This is a genomic window from Nocardioides segetis (assembly GCF_051390595.1).
GTDB lineage: Bacteria > Actinomycetota > Actinomycetes > Propionibacteriales > Nocardioidaceae > Nocardioides.
The window spans coordinates 250596-274132 of record NZ_JBNINR010000003.1 but is presented as its reverse complement, the minus strand read 5'-3'; the positions used below and the strand labels follow the sequence as shown (position 1 = coordinate 274132).

20 protein-coding genes and 1 tRNA gene are annotated in these 23537 nt (G+C 69.9%); 13 read left to right on the top strand and 8 right to left on the bottom strand.

From position 1 onward, the window contains the following. Window positions 1-3: 3 nt before the first annotated feature. Genes nuoL through ACPZVR_RS07530 form a run of 4 tightly spaced genes read left to right on the top strand, consistent with a single transcriptional unit; the run spans window position 4 to window position 6087 of the window. The gene (nuoL, locus tag ACPZVR_RS07545; RefSeq protein WP_436698958.1) at window positions 4-1947 is read left to right on the top strand and encodes an NADH-quinone oxidoreductase subunit L; all 1944 of its coding nucleotides are present in this window, start codon (window positions 4-6) and stop codon (window positions 1945-1947) included. Further along, window positions 1947-3467, top strand: a complete 1521-nt coding sequence (locus ACPZVR_RS07540) for an NADH-quinone oxidoreductase subunit M (RefSeq protein WP_436698957.1) — start codon at window positions 1947-1949, stop codon at window positions 3465-3467. The genes nuoL and ACPZVR_RS07540 overlap by 1 nt, the downstream gene beginning before the upstream one ends. Beyond that, the gene (gene nuoN, locus ACPZVR_RS07535; protein ID WP_436698956.1) at window positions 3467-5068 is read left to right on the top strand and encodes an NADH-quinone oxidoreductase subunit NuoN; all 1602 of its coding nucleotides are present in this window, start codon (window positions 3467-3469) and stop codon (window positions 5066-5068) included. The genes ACPZVR_RS07540 and nuoN overlap by 1 nt, the downstream gene beginning before the upstream one ends. After that, entirely contained in the window at window positions 5065-6087 is a 1023-nt protein-coding gene (locus ACPZVR_RS07530; RefSeq protein ID WP_436698955.1) for a polyprenyl synthetase family protein, read from the top strand. Before nuoN ends, ACPZVR_RS07530 begins: the two co-directional genes overlap by 4 nt. Window positions 6088-6124: 37 nt before the next feature. Here ACPZVR_RS07530 and rarD read toward each other — a convergent pair whose 3' ends face one another. Next, the gene (gene rarD / locus ACPZVR_RS07525) at window positions 6125-7033 is read right to left on the bottom strand and encodes an EamA family transporter RarD (RefSeq protein ID WP_436698954.1); all 909 of its coding nucleotides are present in this window, start codon (window positions 7031-7033) and stop codon (window positions 6125-6127) included. Window positions 7034-7148: 115 nt separating this feature from the next. On the opposite strand from rarD, the gene ACPZVR_RS07520 reads away from it, so the two are divergent. Continuing rightward, window positions 7149-7586 carry a hypothetical protein gene (locus ACPZVR_RS07520; RefSeq protein ID WP_436698953.1) on the top strand — a complete coding sequence of 146 codons (438 nt, stop codon included), beginning with the start codon at window positions 7149-7151 and terminating at the stop codon, window positions 7584-7586. Window positions 7587-7679: 93 nt separating this feature from the next. Here the strand turns inward: ACPZVR_RS07520 and ACPZVR_RS07515 are convergent, their stop codons facing one another. Both ACPZVR_RS07515 and ACPZVR_RS07510 read right to left on the bottom strand, forming a co-directional pair. Continuing rightward, complete coding sequence (locus tag ACPZVR_RS07515; protein ID WP_436699126.1) at window positions 7680-8762, bottom strand: 2-oxoacid:ferredoxin oxidoreductase subunit beta; 1083 nt, start codon at window positions 8760-8762, stop codon at window positions 7680-7682. A 26-nt stretch (window positions 8763-8788) separates the two neighbouring features. Next, window positions 8789-10741: a 2-oxoacid:acceptor oxidoreductase subunit alpha gene (locus ACPZVR_RS07510; protein WP_436698952.1), complete on the bottom strand. Its 1953-nt coding sequence runs from the start codon at window positions 10739-10741 to the stop codon at window positions 8789-8791. Between the two features lie 447 nt (window positions 10742-11188). On the opposite strand from ACPZVR_RS07510, the gene ACPZVR_RS07505 reads away from it, so the two are divergent. From ACPZVR_RS07505 to ACPZVR_RS07485, 5 genes are all read left to right on the top strand, one after another. Beyond that, window positions 11189-12223, top strand: coding sequence for an extracellular solute-binding protein (locus tag ACPZVR_RS07505; protein WP_436698951.1), 1035 nt, complete (start codon window positions 11189-11191; stop codon window positions 12221-12223). Beyond that, entirely contained in the window at window positions 12220-13068 is an 849-nt protein-coding gene (gene cysT / locus ACPZVR_RS07500; protein WP_436698950.1) for a sulfate ABC transporter permease subunit CysT, read from the top strand. The genes ACPZVR_RS07505 and cysT overlap by 4 nt, the downstream gene beginning before the upstream one ends. Next, the gene (locus ACPZVR_RS07495) at window positions 13061-13909 is read left to right on the top strand and encodes a sulfate ABC transporter permease (RefSeq protein ID WP_436698949.1); all 849 of its coding nucleotides are present in this window, start codon (window positions 13061-13063) and stop codon (window positions 13907-13909) included. The genes cysT and ACPZVR_RS07495 overlap by 8 nt, the downstream gene beginning before the upstream one ends. Beyond that, entirely contained in the window at window positions 13906-14889 is a 984-nt protein-coding gene (locus ACPZVR_RS07490; RefSeq protein WP_436698948.1) for a sulfate/molybdate ABC transporter ATP-binding protein, read from the top strand. Before ACPZVR_RS07495 ends, ACPZVR_RS07490 begins: the two co-directional genes overlap by 4 nt. 145 nt (window positions 14890-15034) lie before the next feature. After that, a complete protein-coding gene (locus ACPZVR_RS07485; RefSeq protein WP_436698947.1) occupies window positions 15035-15487 on the top strand; it encodes a hypothetical protein in 453 nt (150 codons plus the stop codon). On the opposite strand, the gene ACPZVR_RS07480 is transcribed toward ACPZVR_RS07485, so the two are convergent. Continuing rightward, complete coding sequence (locus ACPZVR_RS07480; RefSeq protein WP_436698946.1) at window positions 15441-15926, bottom strand: SRPBCC domain-containing protein; 486 nt, start codon at window positions 15924-15926, stop codon at window positions 15441-15443. The two genes, ACPZVR_RS07485 and ACPZVR_RS07480, sit on opposite strands and share 47 nt — an antisense overlap. A gap of 43 nt (window positions 15927-15969) precedes the next feature. Here ACPZVR_RS07480 and lhgO point away from each other — a divergent pair, with 43 nt between their 5' ends. Beyond that, window positions 15970-17172 carry an L-2-hydroxyglutarate oxidase gene (gene lhgO / locus ACPZVR_RS07475; protein ID WP_436698945.1) on the top strand — a complete coding sequence of 401 codons (1203 nt, stop codon included), beginning with the start codon at window positions 15970-15972 and terminating at the stop codon, window positions 17170-17172. Here lhgO and ACPZVR_RS07470 read toward each other — a convergent pair. Together ACPZVR_RS07470 and ACPZVR_RS07465 are read right to left on the bottom strand one after the other, a co-directional pair. Next, window positions 17148-17918: a lytic transglycosylase domain-containing protein gene (locus ACPZVR_RS07470; RefSeq protein WP_436698944.1), complete on the bottom strand. Its 771-nt coding sequence runs from the start codon at window positions 17916-17918 to the stop codon at window positions 17148-17150. The two genes, lhgO and ACPZVR_RS07470, sit on opposite strands and share 25 nt — an antisense overlap. Window positions 17919-17930: 12 nt before the next feature. After that, window positions 17931-18422, bottom strand: a complete 492-nt coding sequence (locus ACPZVR_RS07465) for a YajQ family cyclic di-GMP-binding protein (RefSeq protein ID WP_436698943.1) — start codon at window positions 18420-18422, stop codon at window positions 17931-17933. 118 nt (window positions 18423-18540) lie between these two features. Here ACPZVR_RS07465 and ACPZVR_RS07460 point away from each other — a divergent pair. Further along, a tRNA-Tyr gene (locus ACPZVR_RS07460) sits at window positions 18541-18622 on the top strand. Between the two features lie 215 nt (window positions 18623-18837). Next, window positions 18838-19413: a hypothetical protein gene (locus ACPZVR_RS07455; protein WP_436698942.1), complete on the top strand. Its 576-nt coding sequence runs from the start codon at window positions 18838-18840 to the stop codon at window positions 19411-19413. Between the two features lie 197 nt (window positions 19414-19610). Here the strand turns inward: ACPZVR_RS07455 and ACPZVR_RS07450 are convergent, their stop codons facing one another. Continuing rightward, window positions 19611-21314 carry a DNA glycosylase AlkZ-like family protein gene (locus ACPZVR_RS07450; protein ID WP_436698941.1) on the bottom strand — a complete coding sequence of 568 codons (1704 nt, stop codon included), beginning with the start codon at window positions 21312-21314 and terminating at the stop codon, window positions 19611-19613. Between the two features lie 229 nt (window positions 21315-21543). Beyond that, window positions 21544-23508 (bottom strand): hypothetical protein, encoded by a 1965-nt coding sequence (locus ACPZVR_RS07445; RefSeq protein ID WP_436698940.1) that lies wholly within the window; start codon window positions 23506-23508, stop codon window positions 21544-21546. Window positions 23509-23537: the final 29 nt, after the last annotated feature.

Genomic DNA, 23537 nt, shown 5'->3' with positions numbered 1-23537 from the left:
ACGATGAACGCACTCACCGCGCTGACCCTCAAGGCCAGCGAGACCACCGTCCCCGTCGTCACGCCGACCGACGCCGACGGCCCGTTCACCCTGTTGTGGCTGATCATCGCGCTGCCGCTGCTCGGTGCCGCCGTCCTGCTGCTCGGCGGCCGCTACACCGACAGGTGGGGCCACCTCCTCGGCACCGCGACCTCCGCGACGTCGTTCGTGATCAGCCTGGTCCTCTTCGTCAACCTGCTCGGCCGTGACGAGGGCGAGCGCCAGATCAGCCAGCACCTCTACGACTGGATCGAGGCCGGCGGCCTCCACATCGAGCTGGACCTGCTCTACGACCCCCTGTCGGCGCTGTTCCTGCTGCTGATCACCGGCGTCGGCTCGCTGATCCACGTCTACTCGATCGGCTACATGGCCCACGACCCGCGCCGCCGCAGGTTCTTCGCCTACCTGAACCTGTTCGTCGCGGCGATGCTCATGCTGATCCTCTCGGAGAACTACGTCGGCCTGTTCCTGGGCTGGGAGGGCGTCGGCCTCGCGTCGTACCTCCTCATCGGCTTCTGGCAGCACAAGCCGTCCGCGGCCGCCGCCGCCAAGAAGGCGTTCGTCATCAACCGGGTCGGCGACATGGGCCTGGGGCTCGCCATCTTCTTGATGATCGTCACCTTCGGCACGACCAGCTTCAGCGGCATCAGCGCGCTCTCGGGCGGCGCGACCGAGACGACGCTCAACTGGATCGGCGTGCTGCTGCTCGTGGGTGCCTGTGGCAAGTCGGCCCAGGTCCCGCTCCAGGCCTGGCTCCTGGACGCGATGGAGGGTCCGACGCCGGTGTCGGCGCTCATCCACGCCGCGACGATGGTGACCGCCGGCGTCTACCTGATCACCCGCTCCAACTTCGTCTTCGAGCTGGCCCCGACCGCCCAGACCGCGGTCGTCATCGTCGCCACCGTCACGCTCCTGTGGGGCGCGATCATCGGGTGCGCCAAGGACGACATCAAGAAGGGCCTGGCCGGCTCGACGATGAGCCAGATCGGCTACATGATGCTGGGCGCCGGTCTCGGCGTCGCGGGCTACGCCTTCGCGATCTTCCACCTGCTGACCCACGGCTTCTTCAAGGCCAACATGTTCCTCGGGGCCGGCTCGGTGATGCACGCGATGGACGACGACGTCGACATGCGGCACTACGGCGCGCTCAACAAGATGCTCCCGGTCACCTTCTTGACCTTCGCGATGGGCTACCTCGCCATCATCGGCTTCCCCGGCTTCTCCGGCTTCTGGTCCAAGGACAAGATCATCGAGACCGCGCTGGTCGAGAACCCGATCGTCGGCGTGTGCGCCCTCCTGGGTGCGGGCATCACCGGCTTCTACATGACCCGGATGATGCTGATGACCTTCTTCACCGACAAGCGCTGGGAGAAGGGCGTCCACCCCCACGAGAGCCCGAAGGTGATGACGATCCCGCTGATCGTCCTCGCCGCGCTGTCGGTCCTCGGCGGCCTGATGCTCGCCGGCGACTGGATCGTCGACTGGCTGAGCCCGGTCGTCGGCCACGCCGACCACCACGAGCCGCCGGTGCCGGTCATCGTCCTCACCCTGCTCACGGTCGCGGTGGTCGCCGTCGGCGTCGCGGCGGCCTGGCTCCTCGTCGGCAAGCGGGAGGTGCCGCGCGTCGCCCCCACGGACGTCTCGATCGCGACGAGAGCCGCCCGCGCCGACCTCTACGGCGACGCCATCAACGAGGGCCTCGTCGTCACGCCCGGCAGGGCCGCGGTCAGCGGCCTCACCGCCGGTGACCGCTCGATCGTCGACGGCCTCTTCACCGGCGGCACGACCGTCCTGGCCGGCACCGGCGAGCTGCTGCGGCGGCTCCAGAACGGCTACGTCCGGTCCTACGCGCTCGGCATCCTCGGTGGCGCACTGCTCGTCGTCCTGACCCTGGTGGTGGTGAACTGATGGTGTTGTCGCTGCTCGTCTGGCTGCCGATCGCCGGCGCGGTCGCGGTCGCGCTGCTGCCCCGCACGCTCAGCAAGACCGTCGGCCTCGGTGTCGCGCTCGCGACCCTCGTCGTCGGCGTGGTCGTCGCGGCGTCGTACGAGCTCGACGGTGGGCGACAGCTGACCGAGGAGCACGAGTGGATCGAGGCGTTCGGGGTCCACTACGCCCTGGGCGTCGACGGTCTCGGCCTGCTGCTGGTGCTGCTGACGGTGCTGCTCGTCCCGCTCGTGCTCGGCGCCGAGTGGTTCAAGTCCGACGCCCCGGGCTCGGCGGGCGCGCGCTCGTTCGTCGCCTGGACGCTGGCGCTGGAGGGCCTCTCGCTCGCGGTGTTCTGCGCGACCGACGTCTTCTTGTTCTACGTCGTGTTCGAGGCGACGCTGATCCCGGCGTACTTCCTGGTCGGTGGCTTCGGCCGCGACGGCCGCGGGGCCGCCGCGCTCAAGTTCTTGATGTTCCAGCTCGCGGGCGGGCTGGTCCTGCTGGCGTCGGTGATCGGGCTGTACGTCGTCTCCGCCCAGCAGGGCGAGCCGTCGTACCTGCTCTCCGACCTCGAGAAGCTCGACATCGGCACCGAGGCCGGGCGCTGGCTGTTCTTCGGCTTCTTCATCGCCTTCGCGGTCAAGGCGCCGTTGTTCCCGCTGCACACCTGGCTGGCCGACACGACCGAGAAGGCGACGCCCGGCACCGGGGTGCTGCTCGTCTGCATCCTCGACAAGATCGGCACCTTCGGGATGATGCGGTTCTGCCTCGGCATCTTCCCCGAGGCCTCGCAGTGGGCGACGCCGCTCGTGATCACGCTCGCGCTGATCTCCGTGGTCTACGGCGCGCTCGTCGCGATCGGGCAGGACGACATCTTCCGCCTGATCGGTCTGACCTCGCTGAGCCACTTCGGTCTGATCACGCTCGGCGTCTTCACGATGACCAGTCAGGGCGGCACCGGCGCGATCCTCTACATGGTCAACCACGGACTCGGCACCGCCGCGCTGTTCCTCGTGGCCGGGTACCTCTACGACCGAAGCGGCACCGCGTCGATCCGGGAGATGCGCGGCGTCGAGAAGGTCGCCCCGATCCTGGCCGGCCTGCTCCTCGTCGCCGGCCTGGCCACGCTGGGCCTGCCCGGCCTGTCGCCCTTCATCAGCGAGTTCCTGGTGTTCGTCGCGGCCTTCGACTACGGCTGGTGGGTCGGTGCGATCGCCGTCACCGCGGTCGTGCTCTCCGCGATCTACGTGCTGTGGATGTACCAGCGCACCATGACCGGCCCGACGCCTCCGGAGATCGAGGGCACCCGTGACCTCGGCGTCCGCGAGATCGCCGCGGTCGCCCCGCTCATGGTCGCGCTGGTGTTCTTCGGGTTCTTCCCCGCGCCGCTGCTCGACGTGAGCAACCCGATGGTGGGCGACCTGATGCAGCAGGTCGGGGTGCACGACGAGGCGCCGACGGTCGTCCATGCCGGGTCCGAGGGAGAAGGTGACCACTGATGGAGTTCGTGAAGCCCGAGCTCGAGTACGCCGAGCTGCTGCCGCTCCTCATCGTCTTCGGCGGCGCCTGCATCGGTGTCGCGCTGGAGGCCTTCCTGCCCCGCGGGGCCCGTCGGGTGCCGCAGGTGGGCCTGGCCCTGGTCACCGTGGTCGCGGCGCTCGTCGCCACGGTGGTCGTCGGCATGAACCTCGACGAGCACACCGGCGCGGCCGGCGCCGAGGGACGTGGCCTGGTCGGTGCGATGGGCAGCGTCGTGGTCGACGGACCGACCGTCTACCTGTGGGGCCTGCTGCTGGTCTTCGCCCTGGGCGGCGTCGCCCTCTTCGGCGAGCAGCGCCTCGAGGGCGGCGTCTCGGCCTTCACGGGCCAGGCGGCCGCGCTGCCCGGCACCGAGGGGGAGCGGGCCGCCTCGACCCGCGGCCTGGAGCACACCGAGGTCTACCCGCTGCTGCTGTTCGCCGTCTTCGGCATGCTGCTCTTCCCGGCCTCCGGCGACCTGCTCACCATGTTCGTCGCGCTCGAGGTGCTCTCCCTGCCGCTCTACCTGCTCTGCGGCCTGGCCCGCCGCCGTCGCCTGCTGAGCCAGGAGGCGGCGATGAAGTACTTCCTCCTCGGGGCGTTCGCGTCCGGCTTCTTCCTCTACGGCGCCGCGCTGGTCTACGGCTACGCCGGCTCGGTGAGCTTCGCCGGCATCAACGAGGCGGTCCGTGCGGGAGCGGCCAACCACGGCCTGCTGCTGGCCGGCATCGGTCTGCTCGCGGTCGGCCTGCTGTTCAAGGTCGGTGCCGCGCCGTTCCAGGCCTGGACCCCGGACGTCTACCAGGGCGCACCCACCGCGGTGACCGCGTTCATGGCGGCGGGCACGAAGGTGGCCGCCTTCGGTGCGCTGCTGCGCCTGCTCTACGTCGCGTTCGGCGGGGAGCGGTGGAGCTGGCAGCCGATGCTCTGGGTGATCGCGATCGCGTCGATGATCCTCGGCGCGGTCCTGGCCATCGTCCAGAACGACGTGAAGCGGATGCTGGCCTACTCCTCCGTGGCCCACACCGGGTTCATCCTGGTCGGCGTGCTCGGAGTGCAGAGCGCCGGTGAGCTCGCCGACGGGCAGTACACCTCGCTCGAGGGCGTTCTCTTCTACCTCACCACCTACGGCTTCGCCATGATCGGCGCCTTCGCGATCGTCACGCTGGTGCGCGACGCGGGCGGCGAGGCGACGGCGTACGAACGCTGGGCCGGACTCGGGCGGACCTCGCCGCTGGTCGCGGGCGCGTTCGCCTTCTTCCTGCTGTCGATGGCCGGGATCCCGCTCACCGCGGGCTTCATCGGCAAGTGGGCGGTGTTCACCTCGGCACTCTCGGCCGGAGCCTGGCCGGTGGTCCTGGTGGCGATCGCCTGCAGCATCCTGGCGATCACGTTCTACGTGCGCCACATCCGGCTGATGTTCTTCACCGAGCCCAGCCAGGACGGCGCCGGCGTCGTCACCCGGTCCTCGCTGCTGACGTCCGGCACCATCGTGGTGTGCCTGGTGGCGACGCTCGTCCTGGGCGTCGTGCCGGGCCCGGTTCTCGATCTCGTCACCGGTGCGGGAGACTTCATCAGGTGACCTCCGCTGCGCGTCCCGCCGACCTGGCCCTGCCGATCGACGACCCTGCCCTGGCCGACCGGCTGAGGGCTCGGATGGCCACGGTCGAGGAAGCGCTCTACGCCCACGCGTCGAGCCGCGCGCCGTACGTCACGGAGGCGGCGCGCCACCTGCTGGCCGCCGGAGGCAAGCGGTTCCGGCCGCTGCTGGTCCTGCTGGCGGCCGAGGCGGGACCCAGGCCCGACGCCGAGGAGGTGCTCACCGCCGCCTGCGTCGTGGAGATCACCCATGTCGGCTCGCTCTACCACGACGACGTCATGGACGAGGCCGCGCTGCGCCGCGGCGAGGACTCGGCCAACGCCCGCTACGACAACCTGGTCGCGATCCTCACCGGCGACTGGCTGTTCGCCAAGTCGTCGGAGCTGACCTCCCAGCTCGGCCCGGAGGCCGTGCGCATCCAGGCCGAGACCTTCACCCGGCTGGTCGAGGGGCAGATCCTCGAGACCGTCGAGCCGGGACCCGAGGACGACGCGCTCGCCCACCACCTCGAGGTGGTCGCGGGCAAGACCGGATCCCTGATCGCGACGTCCGCCCACTACGGCGCCCTGTTCTCCGGTGCCTCGCCCGAGGTCGTCGCCGCCCTGACGGCGTACGGCGAGCTGGTCGGCACGGCGTTCCAGCTCTCCGACGACATCCTCGACATCGCCTCCGAGAGCGAGGAGTCGGGCAAGACCCCGGGCACCGACCTCAAGGAGGGCGTCCCGACGCTGCCGGTGCTGATGGCGCGCGCCTCCACGGACCCCGCCGACGCCCGGCTGCGCGAGCTCCTCGACCCCGCCCGCACGGACCTCGCCACGGACGCGGGTCTCCACGCCGAGGCGCTCGACCTGCTCCGCAAGCATCCCGCCATGGAGCAGGCGCGGGCCTATGTCGTCGCGCGCGCCCAGGAGGCCAAGCGGCTGCTCGAGGCGCTGCCCGAGGGCTCGGTACGCTCCGCGCTCGAGGCCTTCGCCGACGTCGTGGCGATCCGGTCCGCCTGATCTCACGGACCTGGGCCGGGCCGCGGTGCCGGCCTCCTCAGACGGCGCAGGACTCCGCGGCGAGGGCGAGCTGGCGGCGGCGGTGACGCAGGGCGTCGACGGTGAACGCGACGAGCGCCAGCCAGACGAGCCCGAACCCGACCCACCGCCCGGCCGGCATCGCCTCGCCCACGACCGTGATGCCGAGCGCGAACTGCAGGATCGGGGTGAGGTACTGCAGCAGCCCGAGACTGGTCATCGACACTCGGGTCGCCGCGGCGCTGAAGCACAGCAACGGTACGGCGGTGACGATGCCGCTCGCGACCAGGAGCGCGACGTGGCCGGCCCCCTCGCCGGCGAAGTGCCCGCGCCCGGCCGCGCCCAGCCACACGAGGTAGGACAGGGCGACGGGCGCGATCACCGTGATCTCGAAGGCCAGGCTCTCGATCGCGCCGACGCCGGCGGACTTCTTCGCGAGGCCGTAGGTGCCGAACGACATCGCCAACGCGAGCGCGATCACCGGTGGCCGGCCGTAGTCCACGGTCAGGACGACGACCGCGACGGCCCCGACGGCGAGTGCCGCCCACTGGACCGGCCGGAGCCGCTCCCCGAGCACCAGCACGCCCAGCAACACGGTCACGAGGGGGTTGATGAAGTAGCCCAGGGATCCCTCGACGACGCGGTCGCTGTTGACCGCGTAGATGTAGATGCCCCAGTTGCCGGTGATCACGACGGCCGCGGCGAGGAGCAGAGCGGTCCGGCGCCGGTCGCGCAGGACGGCGCGCAGGGCGGACCCTCGGCGCAGGGCCAGGACGAGCAGTCCCATCACGACCACCGACCAGACGATGCGATGGGCGAGGATCTCCACCGCCCCACTGGGTTTGAGCAGGGGCCAGTAGAGGGGAAAGGCACCCCAGAGCAGGTAGGCGAGGAACCCGAGAGCGAGCCCGCGACGCTGATCCGTCACACTGGGACCCTAGCGGCGTGTTCCGGCTCGTTGAGGGTGAGGTGGTTTCAGGCCGCGCCCACGCGGGCACGAAGGCCGTGTCCACCAACGATCCTGATCACGAGGGGGAGTCCCTATGCGATTCGTTCGCACCATCTCCGTCCTGGTGGCCGCCTTCACGGCTGCCCTGCTGGGACTGACGCTCGCACCGACGGCCGCCCAGGCCGATTCCATCCAGGTCCAGCCGGGCCAGGTCGTCGCCGCCAAGGGCGTCACGCCGCGCACCGTCCTGATCGGCGACTGCGGCCCGCACCCCGAGGCCGGCTGCTACGGCAAGCGTCTCTGGGCGAAGTTCGCGACCGACCCGCTCGCCGCGGGCGTCAAGATGAAGGTCTACGTCAAGCGCAACGGCCGCTGGGTCCGCATCGCCAAGGTCAAGACCAAGGGCGACGGTCTCACCAAGAAGGTCTTCGTGCGCGCCGAGAAGGGCAAGAAGACCAAGTACAAGGTCGTCGCCAAGGGCGACGCGGTCTACGCCAAGGCCAGCTTCAAGTTCACCGTCACCCGCCGCTGACCGCGGTGACACACGAAGCGCCGCCGAGCAGCTGCTCGGCGGCGCTTCGTCTTTTGTCCGCTGGTGGCGGGACCGGCCCGCCGGCCCGCACCGTCAGTCGACGGTCCAGGTGTCACCGGCGCCGATGAGCGCGGCGAGACGCTCCTCCGGGGTGCCTCGGTCGGCGACGGCGTCGGTTGCGGCGCTGACCTGGGCGCGGGCCTGGTCGTCGTAGGTGGGGCGGTCGACCTGGCGGAAGATGCCGATGGGGCTGCGGTTGAGGTAGCCGGCGTCGGTGAGTCGGCTGATGGCGAAGGCGGTCGAGGGGTCGGGGTGGTGGGCGTCGTGGACGAGGATCGCCTCGCGTGCGACGGAGGCCGTCTCGACGACCTCGACGCCGCCGGTGGCGGCGCGGACCAGGGCCTTGTCGCCCAGGCCGGTGGCCTCGTCGCGGGTGCCGAAGGTGATCGGCTCGCCGTGGACCAGCGGGATGATGGCGTGGGCCTTGGTGTCGTTGTCCTTGATCGCGTCGAACGCGCCGTCGTTGAAGATGGGGCAGTTCTGGTAGATCTCGACGAGCGAGGTGCCGCGATGGGCGGCGGCCGCGGCGAGCACCGCGGTCAGGTGCTTGCGGTCGGAGTCGATGGTGCGCGCGACGAACGTCGCCTCGGCGCCGAGGGCCAGCGAGACCGGGTTGAACGGGTGGTCGATCGAGCCCACCGGGGTGGACTTGGTGACCTTGCCGGTCTCGGAGGTGGGGGAGTACTGACCCTTGGTGAGTCCGTAGATCCGATTGTTGAACAGCAGGATCGTCATGTTCACGTTGCGGCGCAGCGCGTGGATCAGGTGGTTGCCGCCGATGGACAGCGCGTCGCCGTCGCCGGTGACGACCCAGACCGAGAGGTCCTCGCGAGCCGTGGCGATGCCGGTGGCGATCGACGGCGCGCGGCCGTGGATCGAGTGCATGCCGTAGGTGTCGAGGTAGTACGGGAAGCGGCTGGAGCAGCCGATGCCGGAGACGAAGACGATGTTCTCGCGGCGCAGGCCCAGGTCGGGGAGGAAGGACTGGACGGCTTTGAGGACGGCGTAGTCACCGCAGCCGGGGCACCAGCGGACCTCCTGGTCGCTGGAGAAGTCCTTGCCGGTCTGGGTCTCGCCCTCACCGAGCGAGGGGACCAGTTCGGTGCCGGAGCGCAGGGACGGGTTTCCGAGGTCGATGGTGGTCACTTGACCGGAGCCTCCTCGTGGTCGGCGGGGGCGTTGGTTCCGTGCTCGCCGAGGTCGACGTCGCGACCCTCGGCCTGGCCGACCAGGGCGCCGACGGCCTCGGCCAGCTCGGCGGCCTTGAGGGGCAGGCCGTAGACGTGGTTGTAGCCGATGGCGTCGACGAGGTACTCCGCGCGCAGCATCTTGGAGAGCTGGCCGAGGTTCATCTCCGGGACCAGCACCTTGTCGTAGCCCTTGAGGATCTCGCCGAGGTCCTTGGGGAACGGGTTGAGGTGGCGCAGGTGCACCTGGGCCACGTTGTAGCCGGCGCGCCGCACGCGGCGGCAGGCGGCGCCGATCGGGCCGTAGGTGGAGCCCCAGCCGATGACGAGGACCTTCGCCTCACCCGAGGGGTCGTCGACCTCGAGCGGGGGGAGGGAGTCGGCGATGCGCTGCACCTTCTCCTGGCGGATCCGCACCATCTTGTCGTGGTTGGCAGGGTCGTAGGAGATGTTCCCGTGCCCGTCGCCCTTCTCGAGCCCGCCGATGCGGTGCTCGAGGCCGGCGGTGCCCGGGATCGCCCAGGGGCGGGCGAGGGTGTCCTCGTCACGCAGGTAGGGCCAGAACTCCGCGCCCTTCGCGCCCTCGTGGTTGGTCTCGGTGGCGAAGTTCGCCTCGATCTTCGGCAGCTCGTCGACCGACGGGATGGCCCACGGCTCCGAGCCGTTGGCGAGGTAGCCGTCGGAGAGCAGGAAGACGGGGGTGCGATAGGTGATCGCGATCCGGGCGGCCTCGACCGCCGCGGCGAAGCAGTCGCCCGGCGACTGGGGCGCCACGATCGGGACCGGCGCCTCGCCGTTGCGGCCGTACATCGCCTGCAACAGGTCGGCCTGCTCGGTCTTGGTGGGCAGGCCCGTCGAGGGGCCGCCGCGCTGGACGTTGACCACGACGAGCGGCAGCTCGGTCATGACGGCCAGGCCGATGGCCTCGGACTTGAGCGCGATGCCGGGCCCGGAGGTGGTGGTGACGGCGAGCTGGCCGGCGAACGCGGCGCCGATCGCGGCACCGATGCCGGCGATCTCGTCCTCGGCCTGGAGGGTGGTGACGCCGAACCCCTTGTGCTTGGACAGCTCGTGGAGGATGTCGGAGGCCGGGGTGATCGGGTAGGAGCCCAGGAACACGGGCAGCTCGGAGCGCACGCCCGCGGCCACGAGGCCGTACGACAGGGCCAGGTTGCCGGTGATGTTGCGGTAGGTGCCCGCCTGCATGCGGGCAGGCTTGATCTCGTACTGGACGACGAAGGTCTCGGTGGTCTCGCCGTAGTTCCAGCCGGCCTTGAAGGCGGCGATGTTGGCGCCGAGGATGTCGGCGACCTTGGCGAACTTCCTCTCCAGGAACGCGATGGTCGGCTCGGTCGGCCGGCCGTACATCCACGACAGCAGGCCGAGCGCGAACATGTTCTTCGCGCGCGCGGCGTCCTTGCGGGAGAGGCCGAAGTCCTTGACCGCCTCGACGGTGATGCCGGTCAGGTCGACGGGCTGCACCTGGAAGCCGGCCAGGATGTCGTCGACCTCGCCGAGCTTGTCGAGGGGGTTGGAGGAGTAGCCGGCCTTGTCGAGGTTGCGCTTGGTGAAGTCGTGGGTGTCGACGATGATCGTCGCGCCCTTGGGCAGGTCGCCCAGGTTGGCCTTCAGCGCCGCGGGGTTCATCGCCACGAGCACGTCGGGGCGGTCGCCCGCGGTGAGGATGTCGTGGTCGGCGAAGTGGATCTGGAACGACGAGACACCGGGGATGGTGCCCTGGGGCGCCCGGATCTCGGCGGGGAAGTTGGGCAGCGTCACCAGGTCGTTGCCGAACACGGCCGACTCCTGCGTGAACCGGTCACCGGTCAGCTGCATTCCGTCGCCGGAGTCCCCGGCGAACCGGATGATCACCCGGTCCAGCTGCTTGACCTGCTTGGTCTGGCTCACACCTGCTCCACTTCTCTCGACATCGACCGCGATCGCGCGGGCGATGACAGCCTCAGGTGGGCCGATTCTAGAGCGAATCTAGAACACGTTCCACTTTTGGCCGGACGCCTGTCCCGTTCGCGCCGACCGCGCTGGACGACGCGGCTCGACGAACGCTCACCACGATAGTCCGCCGCCGTGAGGACGCGGCGGCTGAGCCGCCTGATGGGCGCCCTCGGCCGGTCGGGTCGGCGCCGCCGCGCTTGTAACTACCTGTTCGTGCCACTGCCGTACCGGTAGACGGGTGAGGTAGTGGCGCGAACAAGTAGTTGCAGGCGCCGCCTCGCTCGGTGACTCGTCGATTTGTCTGAGAGCGAGTCTCCTAACTCGCTAATATGTATTATTCCGATCTAGTTTGACTGGAACGGGCCCCCGAGAGGCCCGCCCGAACAGCAAGGAATGAGAGCGATGAAGCGAGTCATCAAGGCCGCGGCCCTGGCGGTCACGGGAGCGTTGGCGCTGACGGCCTGCGCGAGCGCCGACGGCGGCAGCGGCAGCGACGACGGGGAGACGGTCAACATCGTCGGCTTCGCCGTCCCGGAGGCGGCCAACAAGGCGGCCGCCGCGGAGTTCAACAAGACCGACGCCGGCAAGGACGTGACCTTCTCGGGCTCGTACGGTGCATCGGGCGACCAGAGCCGCAAGGTCGTCGACACCAAGGGCAAGGACGTCGACTACGTCGTCTTCTCCCTCGAGCCGGACCTGACCCGCCTGGTCGATGCCGGCCTCGTCGCCGACGACTGGAACGCCGGCCCGACCAAGGGCATCGTGTCCAGCTCCGTCGCCGTGATCGCGACGCAGGCGGGCAACCCGCTCGGCATCGAGGACTGGGACGACCTGACCCGCGACGACGTCACGATCGTCACGCCGGACCCGGCCAGCTCCGGATCGGCGAAGTGGAACATCCTCGCGCTCTACACCTATGCCAAGCAGAACGGTGCGACCGAGGAGGAGGCGGACGCCTTCTTGAAGAAGGTGTTCTCCAACGTGACCACCTGGGCGGCCAGTGGCCGCGAGGCGACCGAGGCCTTCAAGAAGGGCGTCGGCAACGTGCTGCTCACCTACGAGAACGAGGCGATCCTCGCCAAGCAGAACGGCGAGGACCTCGACTACATCGTCCCCGACCACACCTTCCTCATCGAGAACCCCGGTGCGGTCCTCGAGGACGCCAGTCCCGTGGCCCAGGACTGGCTGGACTTCATTCTCAGCGACGAGGGCCAGACCGCGTTCGTGAAGAAGGGCTTCCGTCCCGTCGGTGACCTGGACATCTCCGGCATCGAGGTCGAGGGCGCGAACGACCCGTCCGCGCCGTTCCCGGTGCCGGCGTCGCTGAGCACGGCCGCCGACCTCGGCGGGTGGAGCGCCATCAACGCGGAGTGGTTCGGCAAGGACGGAGAGAAGCTCCGCTTCGACCAGCTGTATGCCGAGGCGACCAAGCAGTGACCGACACCCTCGTCGCTCCCACTGGGCCGGCTCGCACCACGAGCCGGCCCAGCGGGCTGTTCCGCCTCACGCCCACCTCGGGCGTGGGTCTGGGGGTCGCGCTGGTCTGGTTCAGCGTCCTCGTGCTGCTGCCGCTCGCCGCGGTCGTGGGGGCTGCTGCGGAAGGCGGCTTCGACCGCTTCTGGGGCACGCTGACCGACGCCCAGACCTTCGCGGCCCTGCGACTCACGGTCGTCGAGGCGCTGCTGGTGACCGCGGTGAACGCCGTGATCGGCACCATCGTCGCGTGGGTCCTGGTCCGCGACCAGTTCCCGGGGAAGCGGGTCCTCGACGTCGTCATCGACATCCCGTTCGCGCTGCCGACCATCGTCGCGGGCCTCGTCCTGCTGAGCCTCTGGGGCCCCGAGAGCCCGGTCGGGATCAACATCGTGAACACCCGTCAGGGCATCTTCCTGGCGCTGCTGTTCGTGACCCTGCCCTTCGTCGTACGCACGGTGCAGCCGGTCCTCATCGAGCTCGACGCCGACGTCGAGGAGGCCGCGGCCTCGCTCGGCGCCTCGCGGGTCACCACCTTCCGGCGGATCATCCTGCCCAGTCTGGTGCCGGCGATCGCGGCCGGCTCGTCGCTCGGGTTCGCCCGGGCGATCAGCGAGTTCGGGTCCCTCGTCCTCATCTCCGGCAACACGCCCTACGAGACCGAGGTCGCGTCGCTGAAGATCCTGAAGTTCCTCGAGGGTGACAACCAGGCGGGTGCGGCGGCCGTCGCCGTCCTCCTGCTGGTCGTGGCGATCGTGACGATCGTGATCCTCGACCTGATCTCGAGGCGGGTGGCGCGCCGTGGCTGACACCCGATCGATCCGGAGCCGCAAGGGGCCGGTGACCTACGTCCTGCGGGCGTTCGTGATCGCCTACCTCGCGGTGCTGGTGATCTGGCCGCTCTTCGAGGTCGGCAAGCAGACCTTCGCCCCGGCCGACCGGGGCGCCGAGGGCGGGTTCGCCGCCTTCTGGGAGCGGCTCAGCGACCCGTCGGTGACCTATGCCTTCAACCTGACCGTCACGGTCGCGTTCTGGGCCGTCGTCATCAACACGCTGTTCGGCGTGGGCATCTCGCTGCTGCTCGTCCGCTACCAGTTCCCCGGCCGGCGCATCCTCTCGGTCCTCATCGACCTGCCGATGTCGGTCTCCCCGGTCGTCGTCGGCCTGGCCCTCGTACTGGCCTACAGCACCGGCAAGGGCTGGTTCGGCGAGGCGCTGGAGTCGGTCGGCTTCTACGTCATCGGCACCACGCCCGGGCTGATCATGGCGACCGCCTTCGTCAGCCTGCCGCTGGTGATCCGCGAGATCGTGCCGGTACTCGAGGAGATCGGCACCGATGCCGAGCTCGCGGCCAGCAGCCTCGGGGCGAGCGGATGGCAGACCTTCCGTCGGATCACGCTGCCCAGCATCAAGTGGGCGGTCGTCTACGGCGTCGTGCTCAGCATGGCCCGCTCGCTCGGCGAGTTCGGGGCGGTGAAGATCGTCAGTCCCGGCGCCGAGTTCCGCGGTGAGACCGCCACCCTTCTGATCCAGAACCGCTACAACAACTACGAGGAGCCCACGGCGTACGCCGCCGCGTTCGTGCTCGTGCTGGCCTCCGTGCTGGCCCTCGTCGTGGTGTCCCTCATTCGCAAGGAAGATCATTCATGAGCATCGAAGTACGCGGTGTCGGCAAGCGCTACGGCGACTTCGTCGCGCTCGACGACATCAACGTGTCCCTGCCCACCGGTCAGCTGACCGCCCTCCTGGGGCCCAGCGGCGGCGGCAAGTCCACCCTGCTGCGGATCATCGCCGGCCTGGAGTCCGCCGACGGCGGCTCGGTCGAGATCGAGGGCGTGGACGCCACGAAGCTGCCGCCGCAGAAGCGCAACGTCGGCTTCGTGTTCCAGCACTACGCCGTGTTCAAGCACATGACGGTCGCGAAGAACGTCGCCTTCGGGCTGGAGATCCGCAAGCGGCCCAAGGCCGAGGTGAAGGCGAAGGTGGCCGAGCTGCTCGAGCTCGTGCACCTCTCCCAGTTCGCCCATCGGCTGCCCTCGCAGCTCTCCGGCGGCCAGCGGCAGCGCCTCGCGCTGGCGCGGGCACTCGCCGTCGAGCCGTCGGTGCTGCTGCTCGACGAGCCGTTCGGCGCGCTCGACGCGAAGGTCCGCAAGGAGCTGCGCGACTGGCTGCGCCGGCTGCACGACGAGGTGCACGTGACGACCGTCTTCGTGACCCACGACCAGGAGGAGGCCCTCGAGGTCGCCGACGAGATCGTGGTCATCAACGAGGGCCGGATCGAGCAGATCGGTAGCCCCGACCAGCTGTACGACGAGCCGGCGAACGACTTCGTGATGGGCTTCCTCGGCGCCGTGACCCGGCTCGGGCCGCTGCGGCTGCGTCCGCACGACATCGAGGTCGCGGTCGCGCCCGGGGTCCCCGGCTCGTCGGCCGGCGTCGTGCTCCGCGCGCTGCGGGTGGGCTTCGAGGTGCGCCTCACCGTCGAGGTGGAGGGACAGGAGGAGCCGGTGCTGGTCGTCCTCTCCCGCACCCACGCGCGGGCGCTCGACCTGGAGCTCGGCAGTCGGGTGTGGCTGAGCCCGACCACGGGGGCGACGGCCGTGCCGGTGCTCGGTGTCGCCACCGCCTGAGGCCACGTCCGCCCCTTGTAACTAAGTGTTACGTCATCTACCCGGGTGCTGTGGTGCCGAAAATGGCGCAACAGCGCCCGGGTGGATGACCGAACACGTAGTTACAAGTGCGGGTCCGTCCGGTGCCGTCTCCTAGTCTGGGCGCGTGAGCTATCTGCGGGCGACCAGGGTCCTGTGCTGGCTGCTCGGGATCGCGGTGCTGGTGTCGGTCGTGCACTACGTCGACAACTACGTCAACTACGACGACTACCCGGTGCCCGATCCCGACGCGGCGGTGCCGGCCCCGTCCGCGACCCTGGTGGCGGTCGGCTGGTTCGTGTTCACGGCCTTCGGCGCGGTGGGGCTGCTGCTGTGGTTCCGCCGGCACATCACGAGCGCCGCGATCGCGCTGACCGGATACTCCCTGTCCGGCCTGGTCGGCATTGCGCACTACACCGTGCCCGGGGCGACGGACATGGCCTGGTGGCGCCAGACCCACGTCGTGGTCGACATCGCCTGCGGCGCCGCGGTGTTCGGGTTCGCGCTGTGGTCTGCGAAGAACGCCTCCGAGCTCATCCCTCCCGCCGCGAAGCAGCAGTCCGCTCCGCCCTCGCCTTGAGCCCTTCGGCGTGGCGACGGAAGCCGTCGGCCACGCGCCCCGGCCCGGCGAGGCGGACCAGCGGCCCGCGGAACTCCTCGACGGTCTCGTACGTCGTGGGCCCGCCCGGCCGCTGCGTGAGCCGCTGGTGGCGCACGCCCCTGACCAGGCCCAGCTTCGCGGGCAGGCCCTCGTAGACGTACGACATCAGCGCGGTCGTCGTACCGGTCGCGGGGTCGGTGACCGGACCGTCGAGGGCGGTGATCCGCTCGGGCGAGCGGGTGCGGCCGCCGTTCGCCCAGACCACGTGCAGCACGATCGGGTTGCCGACCGCGGGCGGCTGCGCGGTCTCGGCGCGCTCGACGAAGGGGTTCCACTCGGCGTACCGCTCGGTGTCGGTCATGACCGACCAGACGACGTCCAGGGGCGCGTCGATGTCGATCCGCGCGGAGGGGTTCATGGGCCCATCATGGCCGAGCCGTCGCGTCGGGGAGGATGGTTCCGTGGGTGCGGGCACGATCGGGATCGTCGGCGGCGGGATCCTCGGCCTCGCCGTCGGGCGTGAGCTGGTCCGTCGGCGGCCGGGCGTGCGGGTGGTGGTGCTGGAGAAGGAGGCGCGGGTCGGCGCGCACCAGACCGGCCACAACTCCGGCGTCGTGCACGCCGGCATCTACTACCGGCCCGGCAGCCTGAAGGCGGAGCTGTGCGCCCGCGGCCGGGCGCTGCTGCGCGAGTACTGCGCCGAGCACGCCATCGCGTACGACGAGTGCGGCAAGCTCGTCGTCGCGGTCGACGACGCCGAGCTGCCGCGGTTCGAGGCGCTGGCGCGAACCGCACGGGAGAACGGCGTACCGGGGCTGCGCCGGCTCGACGCCGCGGCGATCCGCGAGGTCGAGCCGCACGCCGCGGGCCTCGCCGCGCTGCACTCGCCGCGCACTGCGATCACCGACTACGTCGCGGTGGCCGAGGCGCTGGCCGCCGAGGTCGTCGCCGCCGGGGGAGAGGTGCACCTGGGCGCCCAGGTCACCTCCGTCGACCGGGTGCCCGGCGCTCTCGAGGTCGGTACGGCGACCGGGCGGCACCGGGTGGACGAGCTGGTGCTGTGCGGCGGGCTCCAGTCCGACCGGCTCGGCCGGCTCGTCGGAGGTCCGACGACGCCGCGGATCGTGCCCTTCCGAGGCGAGTACATGGCGGTCGCCCCAGCCAAGCAGGATCTCGTGCGCGGCATGGTCTACCCGGTGCCCGACCCGACGTACCCGTTCCTCGGGGTGCACTTCACCCGCCGCGTCGGAGGCGGACTGGAGGTGGGGCCGAACGCCTTCCTCGCCCTCAGCCGCGATCGCTACGGCCGCGCGTCGGTCTCGCCGCGCGATCTCGCCGACACCCTGGGCTACGGCGGCTTCTGGCGGTTCGCCCGCCGGCACTGGCGTACCGGGGTCGGCGAGCTGCGCGGCGTGCTGTCGCGCGCGGCGTACATGCGCGTGGCACAGCGCTACGTCCCCGCCATCGGCCCGGCGGATGTGACCCGCGCGGGGCTGGGCTTGCGCGCCCAGGCCGTCGAGGCGGACGGTTCGCTGGTCGACGACTTCGTCATCCACCGCGCCCATGGGGTCACCGCGGTCCGCAACGCGCCCTCGCCGGCGGCGACCTCCAGCCTGGCGATCGCGGAGTATGTCGTGGATCAGCTGGACGCGCGCGACGCGTAGACGTTCGCCAGGTCCGCGATGTCGGCGACATAGGCGTCGGAGTGGTTGAAGCTGAAGATCGCGCGGCGCCAGGTCTGGGGCGCGGCGAGGTCGCCGGCGTGGCACAGGTAGCGCGCGGCGGCGAGCGCCGCGTCGTCGATCTGGTTGGGGTCGGCCACGCCGTCCTCGTCGCCGTCGGCGCCCCAGCGCTCCCAGGTGGACGGGATGAACTGCATCGGCCCGATCGCCCGGTCCCAGGTACGGTCGCCGTCGAGGGCGCCGTCGTCGGTGTCGCGCACCGCCCCGAACGCGCCGCCGTCGAGGACCGGGCCGAGGATCGTCGGGCGTGCCACGCCGTCGTCGCCGAGGACGGAGTCGTGGACGCTGCCGTGGGTGGACTCGACCCCGCCGATCGCGGCGAGGCTGTTCCACGCCACCCGGCAGCCCGGCTGCTCGGCGGCGGCCCGCAGGTGGGCCCGCGCGTACGCCGTGAGCGCACGCAGCGGGATCCCCGTGCGCCCCGCCACCTCGGCCAGCCACACGTCGTCGGGCCGGTAGGGGTCCGGGGCCGTCGCCGGCCGGACGGGCGCGGCCGGCTGGGCCGGTGCGGCCCCGGTGACCGCGGGCGTCACCCCGGTGGCCTCCGCCAGCGGCGCGCGACGGGAGCCGGCGTCGTAGGCGAACGCCACGCCGACGCCGACCACCAGCGCGACCATGAGGACCGCGACCGTGATCGCGCCGACCAGGTAGCGGTCGGGACGGGGCATGGCGGGCCGACGTCAGCGGTAGTTGGTGAACTGCACCGCGAAGTCGTAGTCCTGCGCCTTGACCAGTGCCTGCACGGCCTGGAGGTCGTCGCGCTTCTTGGACGAGATCCGCAGCTCGTCGCCCTGGATCTGCGCCTTGACGCCCTTGGGGCCCTCGTCGCGGATCAGCTTGGAGACCTTCTTGGCGTCCTCGGAGCTGATGCCCTCCTTGAGGGTGATGCCGATCTTCGACACCTGGCCCGACTGGCGCGGCTCGGAGGCGTCGAGGATCTTCAGCGACTGGTTGCGCTTGATCAGCTTGTCCTGGAAGACGCTGAGCACGGCGCTGGCACGGTCGTCGGCGGACGCGCTGATCTCGATCGCGTGCTCGCCCTTCCACTCGATCGTGGCGCCGGTGCCCTTGAAGTCGAAGCGGGTCGCGATCTCGCGAGCGGTCTGCCCGAGAGCGTTGTCGACCTCCTGGCGGTCGATCTTGCTCACGATGTCGAAGGAGGAGTCGGCCATGGGTGTCACCTGCGCTGTTTTCGGTCCGGCGGGTCTGCTGCGCTATTGTTTCGCGTCGTCGCCCGCGCGCCAACTCAGGGTCCTTCGAGGGTCCCGGAAGTGGCCGTGACGACAGCCCGGCAGGTTGCCCGAGCGGCCAAAGGGAGCTGACTGTAAATCAGCCGGCATTGCCTACAGTGGTTCGAATCCACTACCTGCCACGGCACGAGAAACCGCCCCCGACCTGCGCAGACAGCAGGAAGGGGGCGGTTCCTGCTTTCGGGGCGGATGCTACGAGCGTGCTGCCGCCAATCATCTGATGGCCGGTGGACAGGCCGCTGGCCAAGCCGTGCTTGCCATCGAGCTTGTCACGTGAGTGACAAGTTGACAGCGTTCTCGGGACGGCGGGTGAGTCTCCGCTCTACGTTCCGATCCCATGACCGACCCGTCGCCCCTCGGGCCGAAGCCCACTGAACCGCCGAAGGTCGTGCCGGCCACAGGACCCAGCCGCCGCAGCCGCCCGCTACTGCTCGTCAACCTCGGACTGGTCGCGATCATCGCCTCGATCGCCCTCGGGTTCGCGATCGGTCGCTCTACTGCACCCGACGCGGATTCGAGCAGCGAGACGCGGTCGACGAAGGCCAGCGATGACGTCTCGGACTACTGGGCAGCCAAGGAAGCCGATAGCGAGCCGGAGGAGGCTGAGGAGCCGACACTGGACCTCGGACCCGACGACTTCCAGCTCAAGGTGAAGATCGTCGAGAAGCAGTGCTTCGGCTCGGCGGGATGCAACATCCAGTACAAGGTCGAGCCCATCTACGCCGGCGAGCTCGCCGAGATCGAGGACGCACTGTTCGACATCACCTTCAGGGTGACTGGCGACGAAAGTGGACCGCAGCTCGGAACGCTCACCCTCGACGGCGGCTCCTACGACGTGGAGACACGTAGCGCCTCCACGTCGGGCAGCGGCGTCAAGCTCAAGGCCAGCGTCACCGAGGTCACCGTCTACTGAACAGCCGGCGTGCCGGCCCCCTGGCGTTGGCTGCCTAGTGGAGCCCGGTTCCACAGGCCGAGCTGGAGCGGCAGGCGCCGCTCGGGACCGATCGTCGCGAGCACGGTCCCCATCGTGGCCACCGGCACCCTGCTCGTCCGCGCCGCCGGCGTGGCCTTCGGGCCCCGTGCCAGCCGGTCACGGTCGCCGGGTGGTGCTCACGGATGGGTGGCCGGAGATCGGCCGCCAGCAGTTTGCGCGCGAACGTAATAGGCGCCTCGCCGCTCACCTCGCAACGCCAGCTCGCCCGCTTCTGTGAGTCGCTTGAGGACCGTTCGCGCCTGGCCCGGACTGAGGTGGCAGAGTTCGGCAGCCTTTCCGCGGGTGATGCTCCCGAACTGGTCCACGTAGGCGAGAATCATGTGCTCCTGTTGGATGGGATCGGTGTCCTGGAGACGTACGTACTCGCTGGATTGCGCCAGCCGATAGAACGCTGCGGTCAGGTGGTGACGGCGGTTGCGGCCAGAGCCCCGAGACTCGACCAAGCCCATCTCGATCAGACGCGCCAGGTGTGAGCGGGCCGCCGAGTCGGACTCGTGGAGGACCTCGGACAACTCGCCCGTGGTCTCAGGTCCCATCGCCTTGAGCTCGTGGAGAATCTGCAGTTGAGGAAGATCGAGGACGTTGCCCGTCGTCTCCTCGTACTCGAGGACGAACCGGACCATCTCCAAGTCGGCGTCGCTCGTGGTGATCTGGACGATGACGGCGTGATTGTTGGTGGCTGAGTAATCCGGACCACCGTGGCCGGCTCGGAGCAGTTGGAGGTACATCTCTCGGATGCCTCGACCAGCGCGGTCGACGATCCCGGCTCTCTTGAGAGCTTCGGCGAGGATGGGGCTACGGGGCTTGGAGTCGTCGAGGAAGTTCAGGAGCGTGATGCCCGGAGGGAAGCCGCCGGGGCTACTGACGCGGAAGCGATCGTCGGTCAGTTGGATCGCTACAGGCCCGCTCTCGGAGTAGTCGCGGTGAACCAAGGCGTTCGCGACCGACTCGCGGATGGTTCCCGAAGGCAGGCGCGGCACGCCGATCCGGTGCAGCCCGACCATGAGCTCCCGTTCGGAGTTGCGGACGTCGATGAGATCGAAGATGCGCTCGGCGGCTCGGAACAGGGGGAAGCGCATCGTCTCGTTCGTCGTAACTGCGCTGCCGCGAAGTTCCTGAAAGACGACCTCAGCCGTCGGCACATGACGCTCCAGGGACGTGGGCTTTCCGAACAGGAGGATGGCTCCCAGCGTGAGCTGATTGTCCTGCTCGGGGAGGACGAGGCGGAGACTCCTGAGGATCTCCGCATTGCCCAGCTCGGCGATCGTCCGGTCTCCCTTGCCGCGAGCGCACAAGTCGCGGAAGCGGTCGAACTCCGCCTCGTCCAGGTCGTCCAGGTGTGCCCCTCGCGCTGGTGTCGCTGCGTAGTCCCGCCCTTGAGCGGTCAAGCCGACCGAGAGCATCTCGTGGAGCGGATATCCCACGCATTCGGGCTTTCCGTCGACACGCAGGGACCGCCGCAGGTACTTGCCGGTCTTCGAGCCGACCGGAACGCTGGCCTTCGGCACATCGATGACGGCGACGGTCTGCTGTGCGAGCTCCACGATGTCGACCTTGGTTGGCACCGGGGCGTCGGTCCGGTTCAGGATCATCGCCTGGAGGAGGTTCGATCGCGTCACCGAGTCATGGCGCGGCTCCAGTCCGGTGATGGTGCCGTCGTCCTCGACACCCAGGAGCAGAACGCCTCCTTCGCCGTTCGCGAGGCAGACGACTGCCTCGACGATGTCGTTGTCACTGAGCGACGAGCGCGATCCACGTTTGAACTCCACCGTCAGCGACTCGCCACTGCGGATGATGTCGGCGAGTTCGTCCGGGCTCATGACACCATAGTTATGCATAGTTATGGATTTAACAAGCCTAGAAAGGCCAGAGCTTCATAGTTATGCATTCGCATGTGCATACGCGTCCCTCCCGCAGCAGCGTCGCTCTCCGTTGGCGCCTAGGGTGGGGCGGGGCACTGCTGGCACCGGGCTCTCGGCAGAGCTCGCGCGTGGCGGAGGACGGCGGCAGAGCGGATCCGCGACGGAGCCCGCGGATCCTCGCGGTCGCTCAGGGGCCTTGGAAGAGGAACATGGCCCGCGACGACCAGCCGGAGCCGGAGGGGAGGACCGGGGTGGCGGTGCCGGCGACGGCACCGTGGACGCCCCAGTCGGCCCGCATCAGGGAGCCGTTGCCGCCGGCGAACCAGAGCTTCCCGTCGGCCACGAACGCGCCGCGCATCGTGCCGTAGCCGACCCCGGCGACCGACGGCACCGAGAAGCGCTGCTGGCCGATGACGCCGGACTCGGGCTCGAAGCCGCGGCGGTAGAGAAGCGACGAGCCGGACTTGGTGAAGTAGATCCAGCCGCGGTCGTAGAACAGGCTCGTGATCGTGGGGATGTCGCCGTTGTGCCAGTCGTCCTGGTAGACGAGCTGGTCGGCGGCGTTCACGGTCGTCGGCGGGCCGTAGGTCACGCCGTCGAAGGCGCGCCGGGTCAGGGTGCGATTGGCGTAGGCCGTGTAGAGGTCGCCGTTGACCATGAACGCGCCCACGACGGTGCCCCAGCCGGTCCCGTTGGGTGCGTCGACGGGCGGGGCCGCCTGGGTGCCGTCGAAGGCGACCCGGAGCAGCTGCGCGGCGCCGCTGGCGACGCGGTACACGTCGCCGGGCAGCTTGCCGTCCTGCTGCGCGGGCAGGACCGCGCCGGAGGAGAGGGGGACGAAGGCGACACGACGGTGGGTCTCGCCGGCGAAGACGTCCGTGTCGGAGCCGACGAACAGTCCCTCGGGGGTGGCGATCATGTCCCGGACGCCGGCGCCGAGCGTGCGCGTCGGGTTCCACGAGTACGGCATGCCGGTGCGGGTGCTGAGCGCCGCGATGCCCGGACGGGACACGGCTCCCTCGTCGGCGGCGTCACCGCGCGCCGGGTTGTTCTGCCAGCGCATGTGACCGCCGGTGTAGACGACGTCGGCGGTCACCTCGACGGTCCAGGTGGTGTCGCCGCCGGTGTACGCCGTCCACGTGGGGCGGATGCTGGTGCCGGTGGCGCCGGTCTCGAAGCGGGCCACGACGTCGCACCCGCTGGTCCCGGCCATGCTGGCGGAGTAGCCGCCGTAGGCACCGGTCGTCGAGACCACGAAGAAGCTGCCGTCTGGGGCGAACTCGACGTCGGTCATGTAGGTCTCGAAGGACGCGCTGCAGGCCGACTGGAACAGGGTCGTGTAGTAGGGCGCGAGACCGAGTGCCGGGCCTGCGATGTCGAACACCGCGAACTGGTGGCGCTTGGTGCCGTTGACCGTGTCGAAGTTGCCGATCGCCACCAGCCTTCGGTTGCTCGGGTCGGTCGCGATCTTCTGCACATTGGTCGTCGTGCCGCGGTGCACGCCCGCCAGGACGGCGGTGTAGTACGGGTCCCGGGCGCCCGTGGTCGCATTCAGCGCACCGAGGGCGCGACTCGGCTGGCCCTGGAGGTGGGTGAACTTGCCGGCGACCCAGAGCCGGCCCCCGGTCACCGAGACGTCGCGCACCTGTCCGTTGATCGTGCCGGGCTGGAAGGTGGCGATCCGGGTCCCGGTGGCGACATCGGCCCGGTAGAGCCGGCTGACCGACACCGTCGCGCCGCCCGACCGGGCACTGGTGAACGCGCCGCCCACGTAGACCGAGGTGCCGTCGGCCGCCGGCTCCAGGGTGTAGACGCGGCCGTTGGGGTCGGGCACGAAGGTCGTGCTGACCTGGCCGGTGAAGGCGTCGAAGGCGAAGAGGTTCTGGCGGGGGAGGTCGGTCGTGCTGCCCGCGTTGCGCACCCGGGTGAAGGTGCCGCCGACCACGATCGTGTCGCCGACCCGCGTCATCGTGAAGACGTCGCCGTCCATGACGTGTGGGGTGAACCCGACCGGGTCGTCGTCGACGATCCGGCCGGTCTGGGGCGCCGGGTTGCCGGTGTCGGCCGCTCCGGCCGGAGGTGTGGGCGTGCCGGCCGGAGCGGCGGTCACGAGGATGCCGACGGCCAGCAGGAGTCCGATCTTCCGACGCACGATCATCTCCTCATCCGACCCGTTCCGCG

Bases quoted from the DNA above. Each gene is read 5' to 3' on its own strand.
- nuoL (WP_436698958.1), top strand. From the start codon at position 4: ATGAACGCACTCACCGCGCTGACCCTCAAGGCCAGCGAGACCACCGTC.
- ACPZVR_RS07540 (WP_436698957.1), top strand. From the start codon at position 1,947: ATGGTGTTGTCGCTGCTCGTCTGGCTGCCGATCGCCGGCGCGGTCGCG.
- nuoN (WP_436698956.1), top strand. From the start codon at position 3,467: ATGGAGTTCGTGAAGCCCGAGCTCGAGTACGCCGAGCTGCTGCCGCTC.
- ACPZVR_RS07520 (WP_436698953.1), top strand. From the start codon at position 7,149: ATGCGATTCGTTCGCACCATCTCCGTCCTGGTGGCCGCCTTCACGGCT.
- ACPZVR_RS07505 (WP_436698951.1), top strand. From the start codon at position 11,189: ATGAAGCGAGTCATCAAGGCCGCGGCCCTGGCGGTCACGGGAGCGTTG.
- ACPZVR_RS07490 (WP_436698948.1), top strand. From the start codon at position 13,906: ATGAGCATCGAAGTACGCGGTGTCGGCAAGCGCTACGGCGACTTCGTC.
- ACPZVR_RS07480 (WP_436698946.1), bottom strand. From the start codon at position 15,926: ATGAACCCCTCCGCGCGGATCGACATCGACGCGCCCCTGGACGTCGTC.
- ACPZVR_RS07470 (WP_436698944.1), bottom strand. From the start codon at position 17,918: ATGCCCCGTCCCGACCGCTACCTGGTCGGCGCGATCACGGTCGCGGTC.
- ACPZVR_RS07465 (WP_436698943.1), bottom strand. From the start codon at position 18,422: ATGGCCGACTCCTCCTTCGACATCGTGAGCAAGATCGACCGCCAGGAG.
- ACPZVR_RS07455 (WP_436698942.1), top strand. From the start codon at position 18,838: ATGACCGACCCGTCGCCCCTCGGGCCGAAGCCCACTGAACCGCCGAAG.
- ACPZVR_RS07450 (WP_436698941.1), bottom strand. From the start codon at position 21,314: ATGAGCCCGGACGAACTCGCCGACATCATCCGCAGTGGCGAGTCGCTG.